Source organism: Pseudomonas sp. 09C 129 (assembly GCF_002843625.1).
Taxonomy (GTDB): Bacteria; Pseudomonadota; Gammaproteobacteria; order Pseudomonadales; family Pseudomonadaceae; genus Aquipseudomonas; species Aquipseudomonas chlororaphis.
Genome location: NZ_CP025261.1, coordinates 6,676,742 through 6,700,805 on the forward strand (window position 1 = coordinate 6,676,742; position 24,064 = coordinate 6,700,805).

Here is a 24,064-nt window from a genome sequence, read left to right on the forward strand (position 1 = left end):
TTTCTGTGCTCCAGCCCGCGTCATTCGCGGGCTGGCGCCGCGACCGACGAACGGTCATTTGAACAAATTACGTATTCCACCTTTATCTCCCCGATTCCGAACTATCCTTAGCCTCAGGCCATCCAATCAGGGGAGAGCCGGTACACCGGCGTGCGGGTCATCGGTACTAGCTTTCAAGGTCGATAGCTTTGAAAGTGTTCTGGGGGGTAAACATCAGCCGGATTCCCGGCTGCATGCCAGCACTTGACTGACTGATCCGGCGTCGGCTCCACGTATCGAGCGAGGTGACGTCATGAGTATTTTTAGCCACTTCCAACAACGCTTCGAATCCACACGCCAGGAAGAGTTCTCGCTACAGGAGTACCTGGAGCTCTGCAAAAAGGACCGTAGCGCCTACGCATCGGCCGCTGAACGCCTGCTTCTGGCTATCGGCGAACCGGAGCTGCTGGACACGTCGACCAATTCGAGACTGTCACGGATCTTCTCCAACAAAGTGATCCGTCGCTATCCGGCCTTTGAAGACTTCCATGGAATGGAAGAATGCATCGACCAGATCGTCTCCTACTTCCGCCATGCCGCTCAGGGCCTGGAAGAGAAGAAACAGATCCTCTACCTCCTCGGCCCCGTCGGTGGCGGCAAATCATCCCTGGCCGAGAAACTCAAACAACTGATCGAGAAGGTGCCCTTCTACGCCATCAAGGGCTCTCCGGTATTCGAGTCGCCTCTTGGGTTGTTCAACGCCACGGAAGATGGCGCGATCCTCGAAGAAGACTTCGGTATCCCACGGCGCTACCTGAACACCATCATGTCGCCCTGGGCCACCAAGCGCCTGTCCGAGTTCGGTGGCGACATCAGCCAGTTCCGGGTGGTCAAGCTCTATCCTTCGATCCTCAATCAGATCGCCGTCGCCAAGACTGAACCTGGAGACGAGAACAACCAGGACATTTCCGCACTGGTGGGCAAGGTCGATATTCGCAAGCTGGAAGAGTTCCCGCAGAACGACGCCGATGCCTATAGCTATTCGGGCGCACTGTGCCGGGCCAACCAGGGCCTGATGGAGTTCGTCGAAATGTTCAAGGCACCGATCAAGGTGCTGCACCCATTGCTGACGGCCACCCAGGAAGGCAACTACAACAGTACCGAGGGTCTGGGCGCGATCCCCTTCACCGGCATCCTGCTGGCTCACTCCAACGAATCGGAATGGCACACCTTCCGTAACAACAAGAACAACGAAGCCTTCATCGACCGGATCTATATCGTCAAAGTCCCGTACTGCCTGCGGGTCAGCGACGAAGTCAAAATCTACGACAAGCTGCTGTTCAACAGCTCCCTGTCCAAGGCGCATTGCGCTCCCGACACCCTGAAAATGCTCGCTCAGTTCACCGTTCTCTCGCGCCTCAAGGAGCCGGAGAACTCGAACATCTACTCGAAAATGCGCGTCTACGACGGCGAGAACCTCAAGGACACCGATCCGAAAGCCAAGTCGATCCAGGAATACCGCGACGCCGCCGGCGTGGATGAAGGCATGAACGGTCTGTCGACCCGCTTCGCCTTCAAGATCCTGTCGAAAGTCTTCAACTTCGATCCCCACGAGATCGCGGCGAACCCGGTGCACCTGCTTTATGTGCTCGAACAACAGATCGAACAGGAGCAATTCCAGGCGGAAACCCGCGAACGCTACCTGCGCTTCCTGAAGGAATACCTGGCTCCGCGGTACATCGAGTTCATTGGCAAGGAAATCCAGACGGCGTACCTGGAGTCCTACAGCGAATACGGTCAGAACATCTTCGACCGCTATGTGCTGTATGCGGACTTCTGGATTCAGGATCAGGAATACCGCGATCCGGAAACCGGCGAGATCCTCAATCGGGTCGCGCTCAACGAAGAGCTGGAGAAAATCGAGAAACCGGCCGGCATCAGCAATCCGAAGGACTTCCGCAACGAAATCGTCAATTTCGTATTGCGGGCCCGAGCCAACAACAACGGCAAGAACCCGACCTGGCTCAGCTACGAAAAACTGCGGGTGGTCATCGAGAAGAAAATGTTCTCCAACACAGAGGACCTGCTCCCGGTCATCAGCTTCAATGCCAAGGCCAGCAAAGAGGATCAACAGAAACACAACGACTTTGTTACCCGAATGGTCGAGCGCGGCTACACCGACAAACAGGTACGACTGCTGTCCGAGTGGTATCTGCGGGTCAGAAAATCGCAGTAACCCGCCGGTTGCACCGGTTGTCGTTAGCCAGGAGCCTGTCTTAGCGATTTCTGCTACACAGGCTTCAGGAAGCGCGTTTGAACGTTCGCAGCGAGGCTCGGGCAGAGGACCGGCGGCAGGACACCTTGTCGCCCCCTCCCCCCGCCCGGGCCGCTTGCGAGCTTCAAGACCGCTTCTAAGGAGCAGTCATGAGTTATGTGATCGACCGACGTCTCAATGGCAAGAACAAAAGCACGGTAAACCGTCAGCGGTTTCTGCGGCGTTATCGTGACCACATCAAGAAGGCCGTCGAAGAGGCGGTCAGCCGCCGTTCCATCACTGACATGGAGCATGGCGAACAAATCAGCATTCCAGGCCGGGATATCGATGAACCGGTGCTCCATCATGGGCGCGGCGGCAAACAGACCGTGGTGCACCCGGGAAACAAGGAGTTCACGGCCGGCGAGCACATCGCACGCCCTCAAGGCGGTGGTGGCGGAGGTGGCCGGGGCAAGGCCGGCAATTCCGGCGAAGGCATGGACGAGTTCGTTTTCCAGATTACCCAGGAAGAATTCCTCGAGTTCATGTTCGAAGACCTGGAGTTGCCGAACCTGGTCAAACGCAACCTGAGCGGGACCGACACCTTCAAGACCGTCCGGGCCGGGATCAGCAACGAAGGCAATCCCTCGCGCATCAACATCATTCGGACCCTGCGCTCGGCCCATGCCCGGCGCATCGCCCTGTCCGGCAGCAGCCGGGCAAAACTGCGCGAAGTCAAAGAGGAACTTGAACGCCTGAAACGCGAAGAACCGGACAACTTCGGCGATATTCAGGAAATGGAAGCGGAAATCGAGCGTCTCAGCGCCCGTATCCATCGGGTGCCGTTCCTCGACACCTTCGACCTCAAGTACAACCTGCTGGTCAAACAGCCCAACCCCAGCTCCAAGGCCGTGATGTTTTGCCTGATGGACGTTTCCGGCTCCATGACCCAGGCCACCAAGGACATCGCCAAGCGCTTCTTCATCCTTCTGTACCTGTTTCTCAAGCGTAACTACGACAAGATCGACGTAGTGTTCATTCGCCACCACACCAGTGCGCGTGAAGTGGATGAGGAAGAGTTCTTCTACTCCCGGGAAACCGGCGGCACCATCGTCTCCAGCGCCTTGAAACTGATGCAGGAGATCATGGCCGAGCGTTATCCGAGCAACGAGTGGAACATCTACGCCGCCCAGGCTTCCGACGGCGACAACTGGAACGACGACTCGCCGATCTGCCGCGACATCCTGATCAACCAGATCATGCCCTTCGTGCAGTACTACACTTACGTGGAGATTACCCCGCGCGAACATCAGGCCCTGTGGTTCGAATACGAGCGCATCGCCGAAGCCTTTTCCGATACTTTCGCCCAGCAGCAACTGGTCTCGGCCGGAGATATCTATCCGGTCTTCCGTGAACTCTTCCAGCGCAGGTTAGTGACATGACCGCCAGAGAGCAGAAACGCCAGCCTATTTCCACCGGTTCGGAATGGACGTTCGAGCTGATCCAGGCCTACGACCGCGAAATCAGCCGTATCGCGGCGCGTTACGCCCTGGATACCTATCCCAACCAGATCGAAGTGATCACCGCCGAACAGATGATGGACGCCTACGCCTCTGTCGGTATGCCCCTGGGTTATCACCATTGGTCCTATGGCAAGCACTTCCTTAGCACCGAAAAGTCCTACAGCCGTGGCCAGATGGGGCTGGCCTACGAGATCGTGATCAACTCGGACCCGTGCATTGCCTACCTGATGGAAGAAAACACCATCTGCATGCAGGCACTGGTGGTGGCCCATGCCTGCTATGGCCATAACAGCTTCTTCAAGGGCAACTATCTGTTCCGCACCTGGACGGATGCCAGTTCGATCATCGATTACCTGGTATTCGCCAAGCAGTACATCATGCAGTGCGAAGAGCGCCACGGCATCGATGCCGTGGAGGACCTGCTGGACTCCTGCCATGCCCTAATGAACTACGGGGTGGACCGCTACAAACGTCCTTATCCGATTTCCGCGGAAGAAGAGCGACGTCGGCAAAAGGACCGGGAAGAACACCTGCAGAAACAGATCAACGACCTGTGGCGCACCATTCCCAAAGGCACGGACAAGTTCAGCGACAAGGACAACGCGCGCTTCCCCGCCGAGCCGCAGGAAAACATCCTGTACTTCATCGAGAAACACGCGCCGCTGCTGGAACCGTGGCAGCGGGAAATCGTGCGGATCGTGCGCAAGATCGCCCAGTATTTCTACCCGCAACGCCAGACCCAGGTGATGAACGAAGGCTGGGCAACATTCTGGCACTACACCCTGATGAACGACCTGTATGACGAAGGCCTGGTGACCGACGGTTTCATGATGGAATTCCTCGCCTCCCACACCAGCGTGGTCTTCCAGCCTGGCTTCGACAGCCCTTACTACAACGGCATCAACCCCTACACCCTGGGTTTCGCCATGTACCGCGATATCCGGCGCATCTGCGAAGAGCCGACCGAGGAAGACCGTCGCTGGTTCCCGGAACTGGCCGGGACCGACTGGCTTTCCAGCATCAAGTTCGCCATGAGCAGCTTCAAGGACGAGAGTTTCATCCTGCAGTACCTGTCGCCCAAGGTGATCCGCGATCTCAAGCTGTTCAGCATCCTGGACGACGACCAGAAAGACGACTTGCTGGTACCGGCCATTCATGACGAAAGCGGCTATCGAGTCATCCGCGAAACCCTTGCGGCCCAGTACAACCTGGGTAACCGCGAGCCCAACGTGCAGATCTGGAGCATCGATAGACGGGGCGACCGCTCGCTGACCCTGCGCCACCAACAGCACGACCGCAAACCATTGGGTGACTCCACCGACGAAGTCCTCAAGCACCTGCACCGGCTATGGGGGTTCGACATCCACCTGGAAACCCTGCAGGGCGACCAGGTGATGAAAACCCATCACGTACCGCCAAGAAGCGATCACAACGAAGGGGACTACGGCCGCCTGGACCTGGCTGTCATCCACCTCTGAACGCATGACAAACCTCCGAAAGCGCGGCGCAAGGGTTATTCTGTCGGGCTAACGGAGGTTTTTTATGCAGATTTACAAGGTCGGCGGTGCGGTACGCGATCGCCTGCTGGGCAAACCGGTAACCGACATCGACTGGGTGGTAGTCGGTGCCACAGCCGAAGAAATGCTCGCCAATGGCTTTCGGCCGGTAGGCTCGGACTTTCCGGTCTTTCTTCACCCCAAGAGCGGCGAGGAATACGCCCTGGCCCGCACCGAACGCAAAAGCGGTCGTGGTTATGGCGGCTTCACCTTTCACGCCAGCCCCGAGGTCACCCTCGAAGAAGACCTGATCCGCCGCGACCTGACAATCAACGCCATGGCGGAAGACGACCATGGCGTGCTGACGGATCCATATCACGGCCAGCAGGACCTGGAAAACCGCCTGCTTCGCCACGTTTCCCCCGCATTCGCCGAAGATCCGCTGCGTGTCCTGCGCGTTGCCCGCTTTGCTGCTCGCTACGCTGGGCTCGGTTTCCGGGTAGCGCCTGACACCCTCGAATTGATGCGCCAGCTCAGCGAATCAGGCGAACTAGAAGCCCTGACGCCGGAGCGCAGCTGGAAGGAAATCTCCCGCGCACTGATGGAAGATCACCCCCAGGTGTTCATCCAGGTGCTGCGTGACTGTGGAGCGCTCAAGGTCCTGCTGCCCGAAGTGGAGGCGCTGTTTGGCGTTCCGCAACCCACCGCCCATCACCCGGAAATCGACAGCGGTGTGCACACACTGAGCGTTCTCGAGCAGGCGGCACTGTACAAGCAGCCATTGAGCGTGCGCTGGGCGTGCCTGTTGCACGACCTGGGCAAGGGCCTGACACCGCAAAGTGAATGGCCACAGCACATCGCACACGAGCACAAGGGCCTGAAGCTGATCAAGTGCGTCAACGAACGCTTCAAGGCGCCGCGCGACTGCCAGGAACTGGCGCTGCTGGTGGGTCAGTACCACACCCATGGCCATCGCGCCCTCGAACTGAAACCTTCGACACTGGCGCAGCTGCTGCAAAGCTTTGACGTGTACCGTCGGCCGCAGCGGTTCGAGGAGTTTATCGCCGCCTGTGAAATGGATGCTCGCGGTCGTCTCGGACTGGAAGAGCGCGCCTATCCCCAGGCGGACTATTTGCGCGGCGCGGCCACCGCAGCACGAACGGTAGCGGTACAGCCGCTGCTGGAGCAGGGATTCAAGGGGCCGGAGTTGGGAGAGGCGCTGAAACGGGAGCGACTGAAGGCGCTGAAGGCCTACAAGGAACAGCACCCGCAGTAAGAAACATCACGAGCTAGCTTGCTCGCAAGCCGATAGCAATCAGCCAAAGCTATCCCAGCTCCGGTGGCGTCAGCTGCCTGCCCCGCCACTCAAAGGCCACGGGCGCCAGCACCTGGTCGATTTGGGCTTCGCGCCAGAGGGTGGCGAAGTCCTGTCCGGCCAGCGGATGAACCCTTTCCGGTGCCATCAGCGACAAGGGCCAGAGCACAAAGGCATTCTTCAGAATCTCGGCGCGCGGCAGGATCAAGCCGTCGAAATTGCCCACCAGATCGCCGAACAGCAGCACATCGATATCCAGCGGCAGGCCCTTGCGGTCCGGGGCATAACGACCGTTATCCGCTTCGATGAACTTCAACCGGCGGTCCAGTTCCATCAGCGGCAGATCGGTAAAGGCCGAAACCACCAGATTGAAGAAAGGCCCGCTCTTGATCCCGACCGGCTGGCTTTCGAACACTGCCGAGCAGCGCATGTCCTGCAGGAAGCCCGCCAGGGCATCGAGCCCGGCCAGCAGATGGGTTTCGCGCTCGATATTGCTGCCGAGCCCAAGAAATACCTGAGTTAGCGACATCCGCGCTCGATCTCCACGCCCACACCTTTGGCGGCCGCAACAGCACCGGGTTTGGTCAGCTTGAGGTGCAACCAGGGAATATGAAACTCACTCATCAGGACTTCAGCCAGACGCTCGGCAAAGGTTTCCACCAACTGGAATTGTGCTTGCTCGGCAAACGCCTGGATCCGCGAAGACACGCTGGCGTAGTCGAGCGCCAGGGTCAGGTCGTCACCAGCCGCGGCCGGGCGGTTGTCCCAGGCGAAGCTCAGGTCAAGGCGCAGGCACTGTCGGATGCCTCGCTCCCAGTCGTAGGCACCGATCACCGTGTCGACTTCCAGACCCTCGATAAACACTCTGTCCAAGCACTCTTCTCCGCAGCACGACAAGGGCGCAATGCGCCGTTAGAATCAGGGCGTCCTCGCCCGGAATAGTTAGCATGTTTTGGTTACTGGCGATCTTCGCCTACCTGCTCGGCTCGCTGTCCTTCGCCATCTTGCTCAGCCGCCTGACCGGTAAACCCGATCCGCGAATGAGTGGCTCGGGCAATGCCGGCGCCACCAACATGTTGCGCCTGGCCGGCAAGAAACTTGCGGTACTGACCTTGCTCGGCGATCTGCTCAAAGGGCTGTTGCCTGTGCTGATCGCCAGTCTCGCAGGCCTTTCGCTCCAACAACAGGCCTGGATCGGGCTCTACGCCGTACTGGGCCATCTGTTCCCCGTGTACTTTCGCTTTCGCGGCGGCAAGGGTGTCGCCACCGCCGCCGGGATGCTGCTGGGGCTTTATCCGCCAGCGGCGCTCCTGGCCATTGCCGCCTGGCTCCTGACCTTCTACCTGACCCGCACCAGCTCGCTGGCGGCCTTGATCGCCACGCCCCTGACCCTGCCATTGCTGGCCTGGCAGGCGCCGGCGGCGCTACTGCCGATGAGCGTCCTCACACTGCTCATCGTCTGGCGCCACCGCGGCAATCTACGCGACCTGTTTGCCGGGCGCGAACGGCATTTCTGAATCCTGAAGATGAACCGGGCTCAGGTCGGGAAATTACCGACTCACAACGGCGACAACTGCTCCATTGGCCAACGCGCCTGCACACTGATCGCCAGGCTCTCCTGCTGACCGGCCTGCAAACGCTGGCAACCGGCAAACGCGATCATCGCGCCGTTATCGGTGCAGAACTCAGGACGGGCGTAAAACACATTCCCCTTCATCTCGCCGAGCATTTTTTCCAGCGACGCGCGCAGCGCCTTGTTGGCGCTCACGCCACCAGCAATTACCAGACGCTTGAGTCCGGCCTGCTTCAAGGCTCGCTTGCATTTGATGGTCAGAGTTTCCACCACCGCCTGCTGGAAGGCGAGCGAGATGTCGCAACGGGTTTGTTCGCCGTCGTCCCCAGCGCTGACACATTGCTGCCAGGTATTCAGGGCGAAGGTTTTCAAGCCACTGAAACTGAAATCCAGCCCTGGACGATCGGTCATCGGCCGCGGGAAAACAAAGCGCCCGGCCACGCCTTGGGCGGCCAGGCGAGCGATTTCCGGACCGCCCGGATAATTCAGGCCGATCATCTTCGCCGTCTTGTCGAAGGCTTCACCGGCAGCATCATCCAGGGTTTCGCCCATCAGTTCGTATTGGCCGATGCCATCGACCCGCACCAGCTGCGTATGACCACCGGAAACCAACAAAGCGACGAACGGAAATTCCGGCGGTTGTTCTTCCAGCATCGGGGCCAGCAGGTGGCCTTCCATATGGTGCACACCCAGCGCCGGGATACCCCAGGCGAAGGCCAGCGCCTGGGCACAGGAAGCGCCCACCAGAAGGGCTCCGACCAGGCCCGGGCCAGCGGTATAGGCAATGGCGTCGATTTCGGTCGGCACACAGTCCGCCTCGGCCAGAACTTGGCGAATCAGCGGCAGCATGCGCTTGACATGGTCGCGAGAGGCCAGCTCCGGCACCACGCCACCATAGGCCCGATGCAGGTCGATCTGACTGAACAGCGCATCGGCCAGCAGGCCCCGCTCGCTGTCGTAAAGCGCGACGCCGGTTTCGTCGCAGGAAGTTTCTAATCCCAGTACTAGCATGGGTTTGCGCCTTGTAGAGGCTAAATTCGAAGGCGCGCATAATAGTCGCCACTCCCTCAGCCGACCAGCGGTTTTCGATCAGAGGCTTTGCATTCCGAGCGATGAGGGGTTAACATCCGCAACCCTTAAAAACCGACGACCTCAGCCGCGATTTTTGCGACGAGAACGTTGACCCCGGTAATGAATGAAGGTAGCTCTGGATGCCAGCCGTCAAAGTTAAAGAGAACGAACCCTTCGACGTAGCTCTGCGTCGTTTCAAGCGCTCCTGCGAAAAAGCCGGTGTTCTGGCTGAAGTTCGTAGCCGCGAATTTTACGAGAAGCCGACTTCCGAGCGTAAGCGCAAAGCAGCTGCTGCTGTTAAGCGTCACGCCAAGAAAGTTCAGCGCGAACAGCGCCGCGCCGTACGTCTGTACTAATACACAGACGTTCGCTGCAAGCTTCTGCCAAGCCCGGCCCTCAGCCGGGCTAATGGCATTTGCGGACAACGCTTGATGCTTCACCGTCAACGCCGCGCATGCGACCGAGACAATCCGCTTCACCACGTCAGACCTGGCTTCCTGCCAGCGGTGCACGTCTCTTCTGACGAGCCTTCCAAGGCTACTGACGAGCACATTTTTATTCTGATTCCTCAACAGACTCAGCCCAAGGCGCCCTTCTCCAGCGCCCGCTTATGAGCCATCCGAGACCTGTCGGACTCAGAGCAATATCTTCAAATAGTCGAAGACTGATTGAAACTAACGTCAGTGGACTTTCGGCAGATACACTTCCCGATAGCGATCAAGCCGACGACAGATGGTCGAACGCGCAGCCGTTGCGTCTCGAGCAGCCCACTTTCGAAGCCTTCGCATTGGTCCAATTCTTTCGCGCAGTGATGACGAGAACGCCATGGCCGGGCTGATTCCCCAGAGCTTTATTGACGACCTTCTGAACCGCACCGACATCGTCGATGTTGTCAGCTCGCGCCTGCAGATGAAAAAGGCCGGCAAGAACTACACCGCCTGCTGCCCGTTCCACAAGGAAAAGACCCCCTCCTTCAGCGTCAGCCCTGACAAGCAGTTCTACTACTGCTTCGGCTGTGGCGCGGGCGGCAACGCCCTCGGCTTCATCATGGACCACGACAACCTGGACTTCCCCCAGGCAGTCGAGGAACTGGCCAAAGCCGCCGGCATGGAGATCCCGCGCGAGGAAAGCGGCCGCCCGCACAAGCCCCGGCAGCCAACCGACTCGCCGCTCTATCCGCTGCTGACCGCCGCCGCCGATTACTATCGCCAAGCCCTGAAAAGCCATCCGGCCCGCAAGGCCGCGGTCGACTACCTCAAGGGGCGCGGCCTGACCGGCGAAATCGCCCGCGACTTCGGCCTCGGCTTTGCACCGCCCGGCTGGGACAACCTGTTCAAGCACCTGAGCAGCGACACCCTGCAGCAGAAAGCCATGATCGACGCCGGCCTGCTGATCGAAAATGCCGAAACCGGCAAACGCTACGATCGCTTTCGCGACCGGGTGATGTTTCCGATCCGCGACAGCCGCGGCCGGATCATCGCCTTTGGTGGCCGGGTACTGGGCGACGACAAACCGAAGTACCTGAACTCGCCGGAAACGCCGGTTTTTCACAAGGGACAGGAGCTTTACGGCCTGTTTGAAGCCCGCAAGAACAACCGCAACCTCGACGAAATCATCGTCGTCGAAGGCTACATGGACGTGATTGCCCTCGCCCAACAAGGCCTGCGTAACGCCGTTGCGACCCTGGGTACCGCCACCAGCGAAGAACACCTCAAGCGCCTGTTCCGCATCGTGCCCAGCGTCCTGTTCTGTTTCGACGGCGACCAGGCCGGGCGCAAGGCCGCCTGGCGCGCGCTGGAGGCAACCCTGTCCAGCCTGCAGGACGGTCGCCGGGCGCGTTTTCTGTTTCTTCCCGAAGGGGAAGATCCGGATACCCTGGTCCGCTCCGAAGGCACCGACGCCTTTCGCGCACGCATCAATCAACACGCTCAACCGCTGGCCGATTACTTCTTCCAGCAACTGACGGACGAAGCCGATCCACGTTCGCTCGAGGGCAAGGCCCACCTGGCCACTCTGGCTGCACCGTTGATCGACAAGGTCCCAGGAGCCAACCTGCGGACCCTGATGCGCCAGCGCCTCAGTGAAATTACCGGGCTCAACAACGAGACCGTCAACCAGTTGGTGCACAGCGCCCCACAAGAAGCGCCGCCGGCGTACGACGCCGGCATCGATTACGACGCCATGCCGGACTATGCCGACTACCACGAGCCGCAAGAAGCCTATGTGCCGCAGCAGGAATGGACGCCGAAGAAAAGCGGTGCCGGCGGCAAGAAGTGGGAGAACAAGCCGTGGGACAAAAAGGGCAAGCGCAATGGCGATCGCGATCAACCACGTGCCCCGCGCGTTCCGGCCGCCGTCGAACCTCCTACACTGTCAGCTCTTCGAACATTGCTGCATCACCCGCAACTGGCCGAGAAAGTTGAAGACGCCGGGCATTTCGCCGCCGACGACAACACCAATACCCAGTTGCTGGTCGCCCTGATCGAAGCCGTGCAGAAAAATCCTAAGCTACGCTCTATTCATCAACTGATGGCGCGTTGGCACGGCACCGAACAGGGCCGCCTGATCAAGGCGCTGGCAGAAAAGGAATGGTTGATTGAGGGCGATAACCTTGAACAACAGTTTTTCGACACCATTAAAAGCTTGTCCGCTCGCCAAAGTGAGCGTGCTTTGGAACAACTTCTCAGGAAATCGCGTCAAAGCGAATTGAGTGGCGAAGAAAAAATTCAGCTACTTGAGCTTTTAAAACGCAATGTTCCCGCATCAAACCCGACCTCAACTGGCGCGTGAGGTCATAGCTCGGGTATAATCCTCGGCTTGTTTTTTGCCCGCCAAGACCTTCAGTGGATAGGGTGTTATGTCCGGAAAAGCGCAACAGCAGTCTCGCCTCAAAGAGTTGATCAGCCGTGGTCGTGAGCAGGGTTACCTGACTTACGCGGAGGTCAACGACCACCTGCCGGAGGATATTTCAGATCCGGAACAGGTGGAAGACATCATCCGCATGATCAACGACATGGGGATCAACGTATTCGAGAGTGCTCCGGATGCGGATGCCCTTTTGTTGGCCGAAGCCGATACCGACGAAGCAGCAGCTGAAGAAGCCGCCGCAGCGTTGGCGGCAGTGGAAACCGACATTGGTCGCACTACCGACCCAGTGCGTATGTACATGCGCGAAATGGGTACGGTAGAGCTGCTCACACGTGAAGGCGAAATCGAAATCGCCAAGCGTATCGAAGAGGGCATCCGTGAAGTGATGGGCGCGATCGCGCACTTCCCTGGCACGGTTGAGCACATCCTCTCCGAATACACTCGCGTCACCACCGAAGGTGGTCGCCTGTCCGACGTCCTGAGCGGTTACATCGACCCGGACGACGGCATCGCGCCGCCTGCCGCCGAAGTACCACCGCCTGTCGATGCCAAGGCCGCGAAAGCGGACGACGACACCGACGACGATGACACCGAAGCCAGTGACGACGAAGAAGAAGCCGAAAGCGGTCCGGATCCGGTCATCGCAGCCCAGCGCTTTGGCGCCGTTGCCGACCAGATGGAAATCACCCGCAAGGCGCTGAAAAAGCACGGTCGTGAACACAAGCAAGCCCTGGCTGAAATGCTGGCCCTGGCTGAACTGTTCATGCCGATCAAACTGGTTCCGAAGCAATTCGAAGGCCTGGTTGAACGCGTTCGTAGCGCCCTGGATCGCCTGCGTCAGCAAGAGCGCGCGATCATGCAACTCTGTGTTCGTGATGCTCGCATGCCACGCGCCGACTTCCTGCGCCAGTTCCCTGGCAATGAAGTGGACGAAAGCTGGTCCGACGCACTGGCCAAAGGCAAGGCCAAGTACGCCGAAGCCATCGGTCGCCTGCAACCGGACATCATCCGTTGCCAGCAGAAGCTGACCGCGCTCGAGACCGAGACCGGCCTGACGATCGCCGAGATCAAGGACATCAACCGTCGCATGTCGATCGGCGAGGCCAAGGCCCGTCGCGCGAAGAAAGAGATGGTCGAAGCCAACTTGCGTCTGGTGATCTCCATCGCCAAGAAGTACACCAACCGTGGCCTGCAGTTCCTCGACCTGATCCAGGAAGGCAACATCGGCTTGATGAAAGCGGTAGACAAGTTCGAATACCGTCGCGGCTACAAGTTCTCGACTTATGCCACCTGGTGGATCCGTCAGGCGATCACTCGCTCGATCGCCGACCAGGCCCGCACCATCCGTATTCCGGTGCACATGATCGAGACGATCAACAAGCTCAACCGTATTTCCCGGCAGATGCTGCAGGAAATGGGTCGCGAACCGACCCCGGAAGAGCTGGGCGAACGCATGGAAATGCCTGAGGACAAGATCCGCAAGGTATTGAAGATCGCTAAAGAGCCGATCTCCATGGAAACCCCGATCGGTGATGACGAAGACTCCCATCTGGGTGACTTCATCGAAGACTCGACCATGCAGTCGCCAATCGATGTCGCCACCGTTGAGAGCCTCAAGGAAGCGACTCGCGAAGTACTCTCCGGCCTCACTGCCCGTGAAGCCAAGGTACTGCGCATGCGCTTCGGCATCGACATGAATACCGACCACACCCTCGAGGAAGTCGGTAAGCAGTTCGACGTTACCCGTGAGCGGATTCGCCAGATCGAAGCCAAGGCGCTACGCAAGCTGCGCCACCCGACGAGAAGCGAGCACCTGCGCTCCTTCCTCGACGAGTAATACCAAGACCCCCAGCCCTGCTGGGGGTCTTGTTTTGTGCAGTTTAAAACTCCCCGCGCCTCACTCCCTCCGGATTGCCCGTCTACACTCGAAACATTCCCCGTGTCATAACGAGACCGTTATGCCCAGACTGCCGACCGTGCTGGTGCTGTCGCTGCTCGCCTGGACCGCAACGGCTGGCGCACTGACGCTCACCGATGAAGAACGTGGCTGGCTTTCCGCCCATCCGGAATTGCGCCTGGGCGTCGACGCTTCGTGGCCGCCCTTCGAATATCGCGATGAGGAAGGGCGCTACCAGGGCCTTGCGGCGGACTATATCCATCTGATCCAGGATCGCCTGGCGATCACGCTCAAGCCGATAGAACCCGCCAGCTGGAGCGAAGTGCTCGAAGCCGCGAAAAAGGGCAAGCTGGACCTGCTGCCGGGCATCATGTCGACCCCGGAACGGCAAAACTATCTGGCTTTCACCCGCCCGTACCTCGATTTCCCCATCGTGATCCTGGCCCATAAAGGCGGCGCGCAACCTCGCAAGCTCCAGGACCTGTACGGCCTGAAGATCGCCGTCGTGGAGAATTACGCCCCCCATGAACTGCTGCGCACCCACCATCCCGACCTGAACCTGGTCGCCCTGCCCAATGTGAGTTCGGCCTTGCAGGCGCTGGCCCTCAATCAGGTCGATGCCGTGGTCGGCGACCTGGCTTCCAGTGTCTGGAGCCTGCGGCAGTTGAAGCTCGACGGGCTCTATGTCAGCGGCGAGACGCCCTACCGCTATCAGCTGGCCATGGGCGTCCCCCGCGACAGCAAGATACTGGTAGGCATTCTCGACAAGGTGCTGGCTGACATAAGCCCGGCGGAGGTCAACGAGATCCAGCAGCGCTGGGTGGGCAATGTGCTCGACCACCGTTCGTTCTGGTCGGACCTGCTGTTTTATGGCCTGCCAGGGCTGCTCCTGCTGTTTGCCATTCTGGCGGCAGTGATCCGCATCAATCGCCGGCTGAGCTCCGAGATCGCAAGGCGCGTGGCCCTGGAACAGGAGCTGCGCAGCAGCGAATACCATTACCGCGGCCTGGTCGAAAGCCTGTCGGCAATCGCCTGGGAAGCGCGCATCAGCGACTTCACCTACAGCTACGTGTCGCCCCATGCCGAACAATTGCTGGGCTATCCCCTTTCGCACTGGCTGATTCCCGGGTTCTGGAGAAACATCATCCACCCCGCCGACCTGACGCGCGCCCAGCACTTCTGCGATCACGAAGTCCTGGCCGGGCGCGATCACAGCCTGGATTACCGAGTGATCACCGCCGATGGCCGCTGCCTGTGGGTTCGCGACATCGTCAGCCTGATCGAGCATGGGCATGAACCGATCATGCGCGGCCTGATGATCGACATCAGCGAGACAAAACGCACCGAAGAGGCCCTGCAGCTCTCGGAACAGAAATTCGCCTCGGTCTTCCAACAGTGCCCGGACATCCTGGTCATTGCCCGCCTGTCGGATGGCTGCCTGCTGGAGGTCAACGAGGCGTTCGAAGAACAGATCGGCCTGAGTGCCTCGCAAGTCGTGGGCCAGACGGCCACCGAGCTGAATATCTGGGGTATTCAGGGCGTCGGCCCGGGGCTGCTGCAACGCTTGCAGGCCGGCAGTATCCGTAACCTGGAAATGCCCTTTCGGCGCAGCAACGGCCAGCTGTTCACCGGGCTGATCTCCGCCGAACCCTTCGACCTCGACACTACGCCCGCCCTGGTCGTGGTGGTTCGCGACATCAGCCAGTTGAAGGAAACCCAACAGCAGCTGCAAACCTCAGAAGAGAAGTTCGCCAAGGCTTTTCACGCCTCGCCGGACGGCCTGCTGCTAAGCCGCCAGCGCGACGGCTTGCTGATAGAGGTCAACGAAGGTTTCAGTCGTATCACCGGCTTCAATAGCGCCATGTCCGTCGACCGTTCCACGCTGGAGCTGGGCATCTGGGTCAACCTCAACGAGCGCCGGCAGATGCTCGACCTGATGCAGCGGGATGGCTTCGTGCGCGATTTCAGCTGCCATATTCGCCGCAATGACGGTCAGATCCGCCTCTGCGAGCTCTCGAGCCGGCCGCTGCCGATCGGCGACGAAGACTGCATGCTGACCATCGCCCGCGACATCACCGAGCGCCACCTGATGCAGGAGAAGCTGCAACAGGCCGCCACCGTGTTCGAGAGCACCGCTGAAGGCGTACTGATCACCGATACCCAGCAGCACATCAGCGCGGTCAATCGGGCATTCACCGAAATCACCGGCTACAGCGAAACCGAGGCCCTGGGCCACACTCCGCGCCTGCTGGCTTCCGGCCTGCATGACAGCGCCTTTTACGCCGCCATGTGGCACCAACTGACCGCCGAAGGTCATTGGCAAGGGGAAATCTGCAATCGGCGCAAAAATGGCGAGCTGTACCCCAGCTGGCTGACCATCAGCGCGGTGCGTAACAAAGACCGGTTCATCACCCACTTCGTCGCGGTATTCGCCGATATCTCCAGCCTCAAGCACGCCCAGGCCAAGCTCGATTACCAGGCGCACCATGATCCGCTGACCGGCCTGCCGAACCGTACCCTGTTCGAAAGCCGCCTGCTGACTGCCCTCAACAACCAGCAGGAGAATGGTGGCCAGGGCGCCGTGCTGTTTCTCGACCTGGATCGCTTCAAGCACATCAACGACAGCCTCGGTCACCCGGTCGGCGACCTGCTGCTCAGGGGCATTGCCGTGCGCCTGAAAGAACAACTGCGGGATATCGACACCGTGGCCCGCCTGGGTGGCGACGAGTTCATCATCCTGCTACCTGGGCTGCAGCAGCCCAGCGATGCCGACCACATCGCCAACAAGCTGCTGAACTGCTTCACCGCGCCGTTCCAGGCCGGCGAGCACGAGTTTTTCATCAGTGCCAGCATCGGTACCAGCCTCTACCCCAAGGACGGTTGCGACGTGGCCACCCTGGTCAAGAATGCCGACGCCGCCATGTACCGCTCCAAGGCCAAGGGCCGCAACCGGGTCGAAAGCTATACCCGCGACCTGACCGCCCAGGCCAGCGAGCGCGTGGCCCTGGAACATGAATTGCGGCGGGCCATCGAACGCAACGAGCTGTATCTCTACTACCAACCCAAGATCAGGCTGGGCGACCAGGAGCTGGTGGGCGCCGAAGCCCTGATTCGCTGGCATCACCCGACCTTCGGCGATGTCCCGCCCGAACACTTCATCCCCCTGGCCGAAGAGAACGGCATGATCCTGCAGATCGGCGACTGGGTGCTGGAACACGCCTGCCAACAGCTGCGCAAGTGGAACGAGCGCTACGACAGCTTCGGCCCGCTCTCGGTCAACCTCGCCGGCGCCCAGTTGCGCCAGCCGAACCTGCTGGGGCGGATTGAACAACTGCTGAAAGACAACCGCCTCAAACCCGGCTTCCTGCAACTGGAAATTACCGAGAACTTCATCATGAGCCAGGCCGAGGAAGCCCTGGCGGTCCTGCACCAGCTCAAGCGCCTGGGCGTCCAGCTGGCCATCGACGATTTCGGTACCGGCTACTCGTCCCTGAGCTACCTCAAGCGCCTGCCGCTGGATTTCCTGAAAATCGATCAATCTTTCGTCCGCGGCCTGCCCGACGACCCCCACGATGTGGCGATCGTGCGGGCCATCATCGCCCTGGGCCGCAGCATGCAATTCACCGTGATCGCCGAAGGCGTGGAAACCCATGACCAGCAGGTATTCCTCGGAAACGAAGGCTGCGAACAGATCCAGGGCTACGTCATCAGCCTGCCGCTGAGCGCCGACGAATTCGCTGCGACCTTTCTACGCCTTCCCGTTTCGGATTTTTCGGATAGCACAGCCGAGAAACCGTCGCTATAATCCGCGGCCTACTGAGGGCCTATAGCTCAGTCGGTTAGAGCAGAGGACTCATAATCCTTTGGTCCACGGTTCGAGTCCGTGTGGGCCCACCATCTTTGAAAGCCGCGCATTGCGCGGCTTTCGCGTATTCAACGCGCTGCAAATCCCTCCATTCGGCCGCCAGGCCGGCAAAACGCCCGATCGTTTTTTCCAAGAAATCAGCCCTACCGCACAACTATTAAAAACCGCGACGGTCATAACCGTTCGGAAGTCGTGCATGGCCTTTGTTTGGTCCTAGACTGCACTTCTATCAATGGGGGAGAGCCTGTCCTTTCCCCGGCGTGATGCACCACTTAAGCCACCCCATAATAATCAGAGTGGCCTGATGATTCGGACACAACACATGGAAGTAGTATCTACGGCGCCTTCGCCTGGCCGGGCAACGGGTTTTGCACGTTGCCGAAATATTCAGCAAGGCCCTGTTTTCATCATTGCATCCGGTAGTTCGGCAAAGGACTTCCCTATCGAAGCCTTCTCGAACATCCCGATGATCACCATGAACGGGGCCATCTCGATGTTCCGCGGCACCGGCATACAGCCCTTTTTTTATGCCTGCACCGACACCAGCTTCTCCCTCCAGCAACCCGAGCTCTTCACCCAGGCAATGGCTGTCAGTCAGCGTGTGGCGCTCTGGGAAGAACATGCCCGCACGATTCCGATCCAGCCTCGCGGCGAGCTGTTTCTGCTGAAGAAGGCGCCACGACAGACCTGGACGCAGCGATTGCTCAGGAGCAACCGCGACCTGGTTCGCCCTCCCCTGCTCTGGGGCAACAGGAGCCGGACCATCGGTTTCAGCAAGAACCTTGAACTGGGTTTCTTCGACGCCCGCACGGTGGCTTATCTGGCGCTGCAACTCGCCTATCACGCCGGCTTCAATACGGCGATCCTGGTGGGCGTCGACCTGAATCCTGCCCAGGGGCGTTTTTATGAAACGCCAGATACCTTCAAGTCACCCTGCGGCTTGGACCAGCACCTGCAATCGCGGATCCTGCCATCCTTGAAGCTGATGTCGGACAAGGTCATGGGCAAGGATTTTTCGGTCTACAACCTGTCCCCCACGTCGAGCATCCCTACTTCGATCATTCCCAAAATCAGTCTCGACGAACTCGACAAGCTGGTTAATCGCTGAGCACTCCATGCTCGGACGGATTGTGTTCGCCCACAAAAAAACCGCGCCTTGCGCGGTTTTTCTGTAAGGCCAGGATCAGCCGTTATTCGGGCAATGCATAAGCGATCACATAGTCCCCACGGTCCGGCGACTGACGCGCGCCGCCTGCGGTCAGCAGGATGTACTGCCGGCCGGTCTTGGGCGAAACGTAGGTCATCGGCCCCGACTGGCTGCCCACCGGCAGGCGGGCTTTCCAGATTTCGTTGCCGTTGCCGGTATCGAAGGCGCGCAGGTAGAAATCCTGGGTGCCAGCGAAGAACAACAGGCCGGACTGGGTTGCCAGGGACGCCCCCAGGGTCGGCATGCCGATCGGGATTGGCATGTGCATGCGAATACCCAGGGGACCGGTGTCCTGCACGGTACCGACCGGCACCTGCCACACCAGCTTCCTGGTTTTCAGGTCGATGGCCGACAGGGTGCCGAACGGTGGCTTCTGGCACGGAATACCGGCAGGCGAGAGGTAACGCTGGCGCATCGCCCCAAACGGCGTGCCGTCCTGGGGTACTACGCCCATTTCGATACCGCTGGCCCCGGCCGCGATCTGCGCCCGCGGGATCATGTAGTTGGCCAGGCCCAGGCGCATGTCGTTGACGAACATATAGTTGCTGTTCGGGTCCACCGACACGCTGCCCCAGTTCATGCCGCCCAGGGAGCCCGGGAACTGCAAGGCATGATCCAGGCCCGGCGGGGTGTAGACACCTTCATGGCGCATGCCCTTGAACTGGATACGGCACATCAACTGGTCAAATGGCGTGGCGCCCCACATGTCCGACTCGGTCAGGGTCTGGTTGCCGATCGACGGCATCTCCACCGAGAACGGCTGGGTTGGCGAGTAGCGTTCGCCCGGCATATTGCCCTGTGGCACCGGACGCTCTTCCACCCGGGCGATAGGCACGCCGGTTTCGCGGTTGAGCAGGAAGATCTCACCCTGCTTGGTGACCTGCGCCAGCGCCGGCTGCACCCCGCCCTTGTCGTCCGGCACGTCGTACAGCAGCGGCTGCGCCGGCAGGTCGAAGTCCCACAGGTCGTGGTGAGTGGTCTGGAAGTGCCAGCGTACCTGACCGGTCTTCACATCCAGGGCGACGATGGACGAACTCCACTTGTCGTCGAACTCCGTGCGCTGGCCAGCGAAGAAGTCTGGCGTGGCGTTGCCGGTCGGCAGGTAGACCAGGCCGAGCTTGGCGTCATAGGACATGGCCGACCAGACGTTCGGCGTACCGCGGGTGTAGGTCTCGCCCGCCGGTGGACGCTTGGTGGTGTTCGGGTTGCCCGGATCCCAGGCCCAGACCAGTTCGCCGCTGCGCACGTCGAAGGCGCGGACCACGCCCGGCGGCTCGCCGATGGAATAGTTGTCCGCCACCCGGCCGCCGACTATGACCACATTGCCGGCCACCAGCGGGGTCGAGGTCTGCTGGTAGTAGCCAGGCTTCACTTCGCCCATGTCGGTTTTCAGGTCGACCGTGCCTTTGTCGCCGAAGTCTTCGCACGGCTTGCCGGTTTGCGCGTTGATCGCGATCAGGCGCGCATCGCCGGTCGGCAGGAACAAACGCTTGGTGCAGGCGGCCGGAGCGGCCGCTGCCTCGGCGCCAGGCTCGGCGGAAGCATCGAAGTAACCCAGGCCGCGGCACCGCTGCCAGTTAGGCGCCGAGCCTTGCGGATCGAACTTCCAGCGTTCGGCGCCGGTGTCGGCGTCCAGGGCGAACACCTTGCCGTAGGCGGTGCAGGTATAGACCGTGTCACCGATCTGCAGCGGTGTGTTCTGGTCTTCGGCGCCCGCGCCGGTGCTTTGCGGAATGTCGCCAGTGCGGAAAGTCCAGGCCACCTGCAACTGGTCGATGTTGCCCTTGTTGATCTGGTCCAGCGCGGCAAAACGATTGCCGGCGGTGGTGTTGCCCCAATGGGCCCAGTCTTTCTGCTCGGTACCTGGAGCCACAGGCTTGATCGCCGGCTCGCTGCTGGCCTTGACCACGTGGGTCGGCACAAACATGTAGGCCAGGGTCGCCACGACACCAATGCCCAGCACGCCGGCCAGGCCATAAGCGCCACGCCCGGCGGTCGCGCCCGAAGCCCGCACCAGGGTCGGGTAGATCAGCGCCACCACCAGGCCGATAACGGCGAAGGTCAGCACCCGCGAAACCAGCGGCCAGTACTCCAGCCCGGCATCCCAGACCGCCCAGATCGCCGTCAGCACCAGCGCCACCCCATACAGCCAGGCACCACGCGGGTTACGCCGGGCGATCAGCAGCCCGGAAACGATCATCGCCAGGCCCATCAGCAGGAAGAACCAGCTGCCGCCCAGACTGACCAGGTACCCGCCCCCGCCGGCCAGCCCCAGGCCGATCAATGCGATCAGCAAACCCAGCGCCCCCAGCAGCCATTTGCTGCCGGTGGCAGCCCCAGAATTATTCATGTCGGAAATTTCTCCCATTCTTTACGTGGCGCAAGAATGTACTAACCAGTTACTTATGACAACTTGTCGCAGGCAATTCGTGGCAAAAAATGTCACCCGCGCTGTTGAGCCTGGCCGTCACAACAGGGCCGGCAGCCAATACAACTGACGCCATGCCGCAAGCATCGCCTGGAGCGAGCCTGTAACATGCTCGGCCACCGTTGCCCGCGCCGGAGTTCACCTTGTCTGACAGCCGCCCTCCCGTCCTCGACGAAATCGACCGCCAACTGATCGCGGCCCTGCAGATCAATGCCCGCGAAAGCGTGGCCATGCTCGCCAGGCAACTGGGGATCGCCCGTACCACCGTGACCTCGCGCCTGGCGCGGCTGGAAAAGGCGCGGGTGATTACCGGTTATGGCGTGCGCCTGGGTCAGCGGGTCATCGATGGCGGCTTGCAGGCCTACGTCGGGATCAAGGTGCAGCCGCGCTCCGGCAAGGAGGTCCTGCGGCGCCTGAGCGCCATGGCCCAGGTCCAGCAGCTCTGCGCGGTCAGTGGGGAATTCGACTATGTCGCCTGGCTGCGCACCGATTCGCCGGAACAGCTGGACCAGTTGCTCGACCAGATCGGCAGCGTCGACGGTGTGGAAAAGACCACCACCTCGATCATTCTCAGCAGCAAGATCGACCGTGGGCAGCCCGTCTGAAGGTTTTTCCAGGCACGGTAACCCACTGTTTTGCGAGCGCTTCGCGCTCGATTGCAGCCTTCGGCAGCGGCTACAGAGAATCTTTCGTCAGTTAGTTAAAAAATATCGTCAGATTGAAATAAGATCATCCAAAACGACGACACTTTGCGTCTTATTAACGTGCGCAACGCTCCCTAGAATGGCTGCCATCTTTTCCTATACTCAGCGCTCTGCTCGAGTCGCCAGCAAGGTCAGCCATGAACAAGAACAATCGCCATCCTGCAGACGGTAAGAAACCCATCACCATTTTCGGCCCGGACTTCCCGTTCGCCTTCGACGACTGGATCGAGCACCCCGCCGGCCTGGGCAGCATTCCCGAAGCCAACCATGGCGCCGAAGTGGCGATTGTCGGTGCCGGTATCGCCGGGCTGGTGGCGGCCTACGAGCTGATGAAGCTGGGCCTCAAGCCCGTGGTGTACGAAGCCTCGAAAATGGGCGGCCGGCTGCGCTCCCAGGCATTCGAAGGCGCCGAAGGGATCATTGCCGAACTGGGTGGCATGCGCTTTCCGGTGTCCTCCACGGCCTTCTATCACTACGTCGACAAGCTGGGTCTGGAGACCAAGCCCTTTCCCAACCCGCTGACCCCGGCTTCCGGCAGCACGGTGATCGACCTCGAAGGCCAGACTCACTACGCGCAGAAGCTCGCCGACCTGCCGGCGCTGTTCCAGGAAGTGGCCGACGCCTGGGCCGATGCCCTGGAAGACGGTTCGCGCTTCGGCGAAATCCAGCAGGCCATTCGCGACCGCGATGTGCCGCGCCTCAAGGAACTGTGGAACACCCTGGTGCCGCTGTGGGACGACCGCACCTTCTATGACTTCGTCGCCACCTCGAAGGCCTTCGCCAAGCTGTCGTTCCATCACCGCGAAGTGTTCGGCCAGGTCGGTTTCGGCACCGGCGGCTGGGATTCGGACTTCCCCAATTCGATGCTGGAAATCTTCCGTGTGGTGATGACCAACTGCGACGATCACCAGCACCTGGTGGTCGGCGGTGTCGAGCAGGTGCCGCTGGGCATCTGGCGCCATGTGCCGGAGCGCTGCGCCCACTGGCCGCAAGGCACCAGCCTCAGCTCGCTGCACCATGGCGCGCCGCGTCCCGGGGTGAAACGTATCGCCCGGGCCGCCGATGGCCGCTTCAGCGTCACCGACAACTGGGGCGATACCCGCGAATACGCAGCAGTGCTGACCACCTGCCAGAGCTGGCTGCTGACCACCCAGATCGAATGCGAAGAATCGCTGTTCTCGCAGAAGATGTGGATGGCCCTGGACCGCACCCGCTACATGCAATCGTCGAAGACCTTCGTCATGGTCGACCGGCCGTTCTGGAAGGACAAGGATCCGGAAACCGGTCGCGACCTGATGAGCATGACCCTCACCGATCGCCTGACTCGCGGCACCTACCTGTTCGATAACGGCGACGACAAGCCGGGGGTCATCTGCCTGTCCTATTCGTGGATGAGCGACGCCCTGAAGATGCTGCCGCACCCGGTGGAAAAACGGGTCAAGCTGGCCCTCGACGCCCTGAAGAAGATCTACCCGAAAGTCGATATCGCCGGGCGCATCATCGGCGATCCGATCACTGTGTCCTGGGAGGCCGATCCACACTTCCTCGGCGCGTTCAAGGGCGCGCTGCCCGGCCACTACCGCTATAACCAGCGCATGTACGCGCACTTCATGCAGGACGACCTGCCCGCCGAGCAGCGCGGGATCTTCATTGCCGGCGACGATGTGTCCTGGACTCCGGCCTGGGTCGAGGGCGCGGTACAGACCTCGCTCAACGCGGTCTGGGGCATCATGAAGCACTTCGGCGGGCAGACCCACGCCGAGAACCCGGGACCGGGCGACGTGTTCCACGAAATCGGCCCCATCGCCCTGGCCGACTGAACCTGTAGCCGCTGCCGCAGGCTGCGATCGAGCGCAACGCTCGTGGTCTTTGAGCAGCCCGCGG

At 60.5% G+C, this 24,064-nt stretch carries 16 protein-coding genes and 1 tRNA gene; 13 read left to right on the forward strand and 4 right to left on the reverse strand.

All coding sequences use genetic code 11. From position 1 onward, the window contains the following. The first annotated feature begins 292 nt into the window (after positions 1 to 292). The 4 genes from CXQ81_RS29950 (at position 293) to CXQ81_RS29965 (ending at position 6,528) form a co-directional block, all read left to right on the forward strand. Positions 293 to 2,215, forward strand: a complete 1,923-nt coding sequence (locus CXQ81_RS29950) for a PrkA family serine protein kinase (protein ID WP_007926124.1) — start codon at positions 293 to 295, stop codon at positions 2,213 to 2,215. Positions 2,216 to 2,403: 188 nt separating this feature from the next. After that, positions 2,404 to 3,675, forward strand: coding sequence for a YeaH/YhbH family protein (locus CXQ81_RS29955; RefSeq protein ID WP_007926123.1), 1,272 nt, complete (start codon positions 2,404 to 2,406; stop codon positions 3,673 to 3,675). Continuing rightward, the gene (locus tag CXQ81_RS29960) at positions 3,672 to 5,234 is read left to right on the forward strand and encodes a SpoVR family protein (RefSeq protein ID WP_007926122.1); all 1,563 of its coding nucleotides are present in this window, start codon (positions 3,672 to 3,674) and stop codon (positions 5,232 to 5,234) included. The genes CXQ81_RS29955 and CXQ81_RS29960 overlap by 4 nt, the downstream gene beginning before the upstream one ends. Before the next feature lie 64 nt (positions 5,235 to 5,298). Next, the gene (locus tag CXQ81_RS29965) at positions 5,299 to 6,528 is read left to right on the forward strand and encodes a multifunctional CCA addition/repair protein (protein WP_101339281.1); all 1,230 of its coding nucleotides are present in this window, start codon (positions 5,299 to 5,301) and stop codon (positions 6,526 to 6,528) included. Positions 6,529 to 6,577: 49 nt separating this feature from the next. Here the strand turns inward: CXQ81_RS29965 and folK are convergent, their stop codons facing one another. Further along, positions 6,578 to 7,096, reverse strand: coding sequence for a 2-amino-4-hydroxy-6-hydroxymethyldihydropteridine diphosphokinase (folK, locus tag CXQ81_RS29970; protein ID WP_101339282.1), 519 nt, complete (start codon positions 7,094 to 7,096; stop codon positions 6,578 to 6,580). Then, entirely contained in the window at positions 7,087 to 7,440 is a 354-nt protein-coding gene (gene folB / locus CXQ81_RS29975; RefSeq protein WP_007926118.1) for a dihydroneopterin aldolase, read from the reverse strand. Before folB ends, folK begins: the two co-directional genes overlap by 10 nt. Positions 7,441 to 7,514: 74 nt before the next feature. Between folB and plsY the strand changes: the two genes are divergently transcribed. Further along, a complete protein-coding gene (gene plsY, locus CXQ81_RS29980; RefSeq protein WP_007926112.1) occupies positions 7,515 to 8,084 on the forward strand; it encodes a glycerol-3-phosphate 1-O-acyltransferase PlsY in 570 nt (189 codons plus the stop codon). A gap of 41 nt (positions 8,085 to 8,125) precedes the next feature. Here the strand turns inward: plsY and tsaD are convergent, their stop codons facing one another. Further along, complete coding sequence (gene tsaD / locus CXQ81_RS29985; protein WP_009045890.1) at positions 8,126 to 9,151, reverse strand: tRNA (adenosine(37)-N6)-threonylcarbamoyltransferase complex transferase subunit TsaD; 1,026 nt, start codon at positions 9,149 to 9,151, stop codon at positions 8,126 to 8,128. 200 nt (positions 9,152 to 9,351) lie between these two features. On the opposite strand from tsaD, the gene rpsU reads away from it, so the two are divergent. The 6 genes from rpsU to CXQ81_RS30015 all read left to right on the forward strand — a co-directional run bounded on the left by rpsU (position 9,352) and on the right by CXQ81_RS30015 (position 18,949). Beyond that, positions 9,352 to 9,567 (forward strand): 30S ribosomal protein S21, encoded by a 216-nt coding sequence (rpsU, locus tag CXQ81_RS29990; protein WP_002551877.1) that lies wholly within the window; start codon positions 9,352 to 9,354, stop codon positions 9,565 to 9,567. 469 nt (positions 9,568 to 10,036) lie between these two features. Beyond that, positions 10,037 to 12,001, forward strand: coding sequence for a DNA primase (gene dnaG / locus CXQ81_RS29995; protein WP_062824425.1), 1,965 nt, complete (start codon positions 10,037 to 10,039; stop codon positions 11,999 to 12,001). Positions 12,002 to 12,068: 67 nt separating this feature from the next. Beyond that, positions 12,069 to 13,916 carry an RNA polymerase sigma factor RpoD gene (gene rpoD, locus CXQ81_RS30000; RefSeq protein ID WP_101339283.1) on the forward strand — a complete coding sequence of 616 codons (1,848 nt, stop codon included), beginning with the start codon at positions 12,069 to 12,071 and terminating at the stop codon, positions 13,914 to 13,916. A 121-nt stretch (positions 13,917 to 14,037) separates the two neighbouring features. Continuing rightward, positions 14,038 to 17,781 carry a bifunctional diguanylate cyclase/phosphodiesterase gene (locus tag CXQ81_RS30005; protein ID WP_101339284.1) on the forward strand — a complete coding sequence of 1,248 codons (3,744 nt, stop codon included), beginning with the start codon at positions 14,038 to 14,040 and terminating at the stop codon, positions 17,779 to 17,781. Between the two features lie 15 nt (positions 17,782 to 17,796). Beyond that, positions 17,797 to 17,873: transfer RNA gene (locus CXQ81_RS30010), tRNA-Ile, on the forward strand. A 290-nt stretch (positions 17,874 to 18,163) separates the two neighbouring features. Continuing rightward, positions 18,164 to 18,949, forward strand: a complete 786-nt coding sequence (locus CXQ81_RS30015; protein ID WP_256593444.1) for a lipopolysaccharide biosynthesis protein — start codon at positions 18,164 to 18,166, stop codon at positions 18,947 to 18,949. A gap of 82 nt (positions 18,950 to 19,031) precedes the next feature. On the opposite strand, the gene CXQ81_RS30020 is transcribed toward CXQ81_RS30015, so the two are convergent. Continuing rightward, positions 19,032 to 21,398, reverse strand: coding sequence for a glucose/quinate/shikimate family membrane-bound PQQ-dependent dehydrogenase (locus CXQ81_RS30020; RefSeq protein ID WP_101339286.1), 2,367 nt, complete (start codon positions 21,396 to 21,398; stop codon positions 19,032 to 19,034). Positions 21,399 to 21,619: 221 nt separating this feature from the next. Here CXQ81_RS30020 and CXQ81_RS30025 point away from each other — a divergent pair, with 221 nt between their 5' ends. After that, positions 21,620 to 22,081 carry an Lrp/AsnC family transcriptional regulator gene (locus CXQ81_RS30025; RefSeq protein WP_007926099.1) on the forward strand — a complete coding sequence of 154 codons (462 nt, stop codon included), beginning with the start codon at positions 21,620 to 21,622 and terminating at the stop codon, positions 22,079 to 22,081. Positions 22,082 to 22,317: 236 nt separating this feature from the next. Then, positions 22,318 to 24,000, forward strand: coding sequence for an NAD(P)/FAD-dependent oxidoreductase (locus CXQ81_RS30030; RefSeq protein WP_063433212.1), 1,683 nt, complete (start codon positions 22,318 to 22,320; stop codon positions 23,998 to 24,000). Positions 24,001 to 24,064: the final 64 nt, after the last annotated feature.

Bases quoted from the DNA above. Each gene is read 5' to 3' on its own strand.
- CXQ81_RS29950 (WP_007926124.1), top strand. From the start codon at position 293: ATGAGTATTTTTAGCCACTTCCAACAACGCTTCGAATCCACACGCCAG.
- CXQ81_RS29955 (WP_007926123.1), top strand. From the start codon at position 2,404: ATGAGTTATGTGATCGACCGACGTCTCAATGGCAAGAACAAAAGCACG.
- CXQ81_RS29960 (WP_007926122.1), top strand. From the start codon at position 3,672: ATGACCGCCAGAGAGCAGAAACGCCAGCCTATTTCCACCGGTTCGGAA.
- CXQ81_RS29965 (WP_101339281.1), top strand. From the start codon at position 5,299: ATGCAGATTTACAAGGTCGGCGGTGCGGTACGCGATCGCCTGCTGGGC.
- folK (WP_101339282.1), bottom strand. From the start codon at position 7,096: ATGTCGCTAACTCAGGTATTTCTTGGGCTCGGCAGCAATATCGAGCGC.
- plsY (WP_007926112.1), top strand. From the start codon at position 7,515: ATGTTTTGGTTACTGGCGATCTTCGCCTACCTGCTCGGCTCGCTGTCC.
- tsaD (WP_009045890.1), bottom strand. From the start codon at position 9,151: ATGCTAGTACTGGGATTAGAAACTTCCTGCGACGAAACCGGCGTCGCG.
- rpsU (WP_002551877.1), top strand. From the start codon at position 9,352: ATGCCAGCCGTCAAAGTTAAAGAGAACGAACCCTTCGACGTAGCTCTG.
- dnaG (WP_062824425.1), top strand. From the start codon at position 10,037: ATGGCCGGGCTGATTCCCCAGAGCTTTATTGACGACCTTCTGAACCGC.
- rpoD (WP_101339283.1), top strand. From the start codon at position 12,069: ATGTCCGGAAAAGCGCAACAGCAGTCTCGCCTCAAAGAGTTGATCAGC.
- CXQ81_RS30005 (WP_101339284.1), top strand. From the start codon at position 14,038: ATGCCCAGACTGCCGACCGTGCTGGTGCTGTCGCTGCTCGCCTGGACC.
- CXQ81_RS30015 (WP_256593444.1), top strand. From the start codon at position 18,164: ATGGAAGTAGTATCTACGGCGCCTTCGCCTGGCCGGGCAACGGGTTTT.
- CXQ81_RS30020 (WP_101339286.1), bottom strand. From the start codon at position 21,398: ATGAATAATTCTGGGGCTGCCACCGGCAGCAAATGGCTGCTGGGGGCG.
- CXQ81_RS30030 (WP_063433212.1), top strand. From the start codon at position 22,318: ATGAACAAGAACAATCGCCATCCTGCAGACGGTAAGAAACCCATCACC.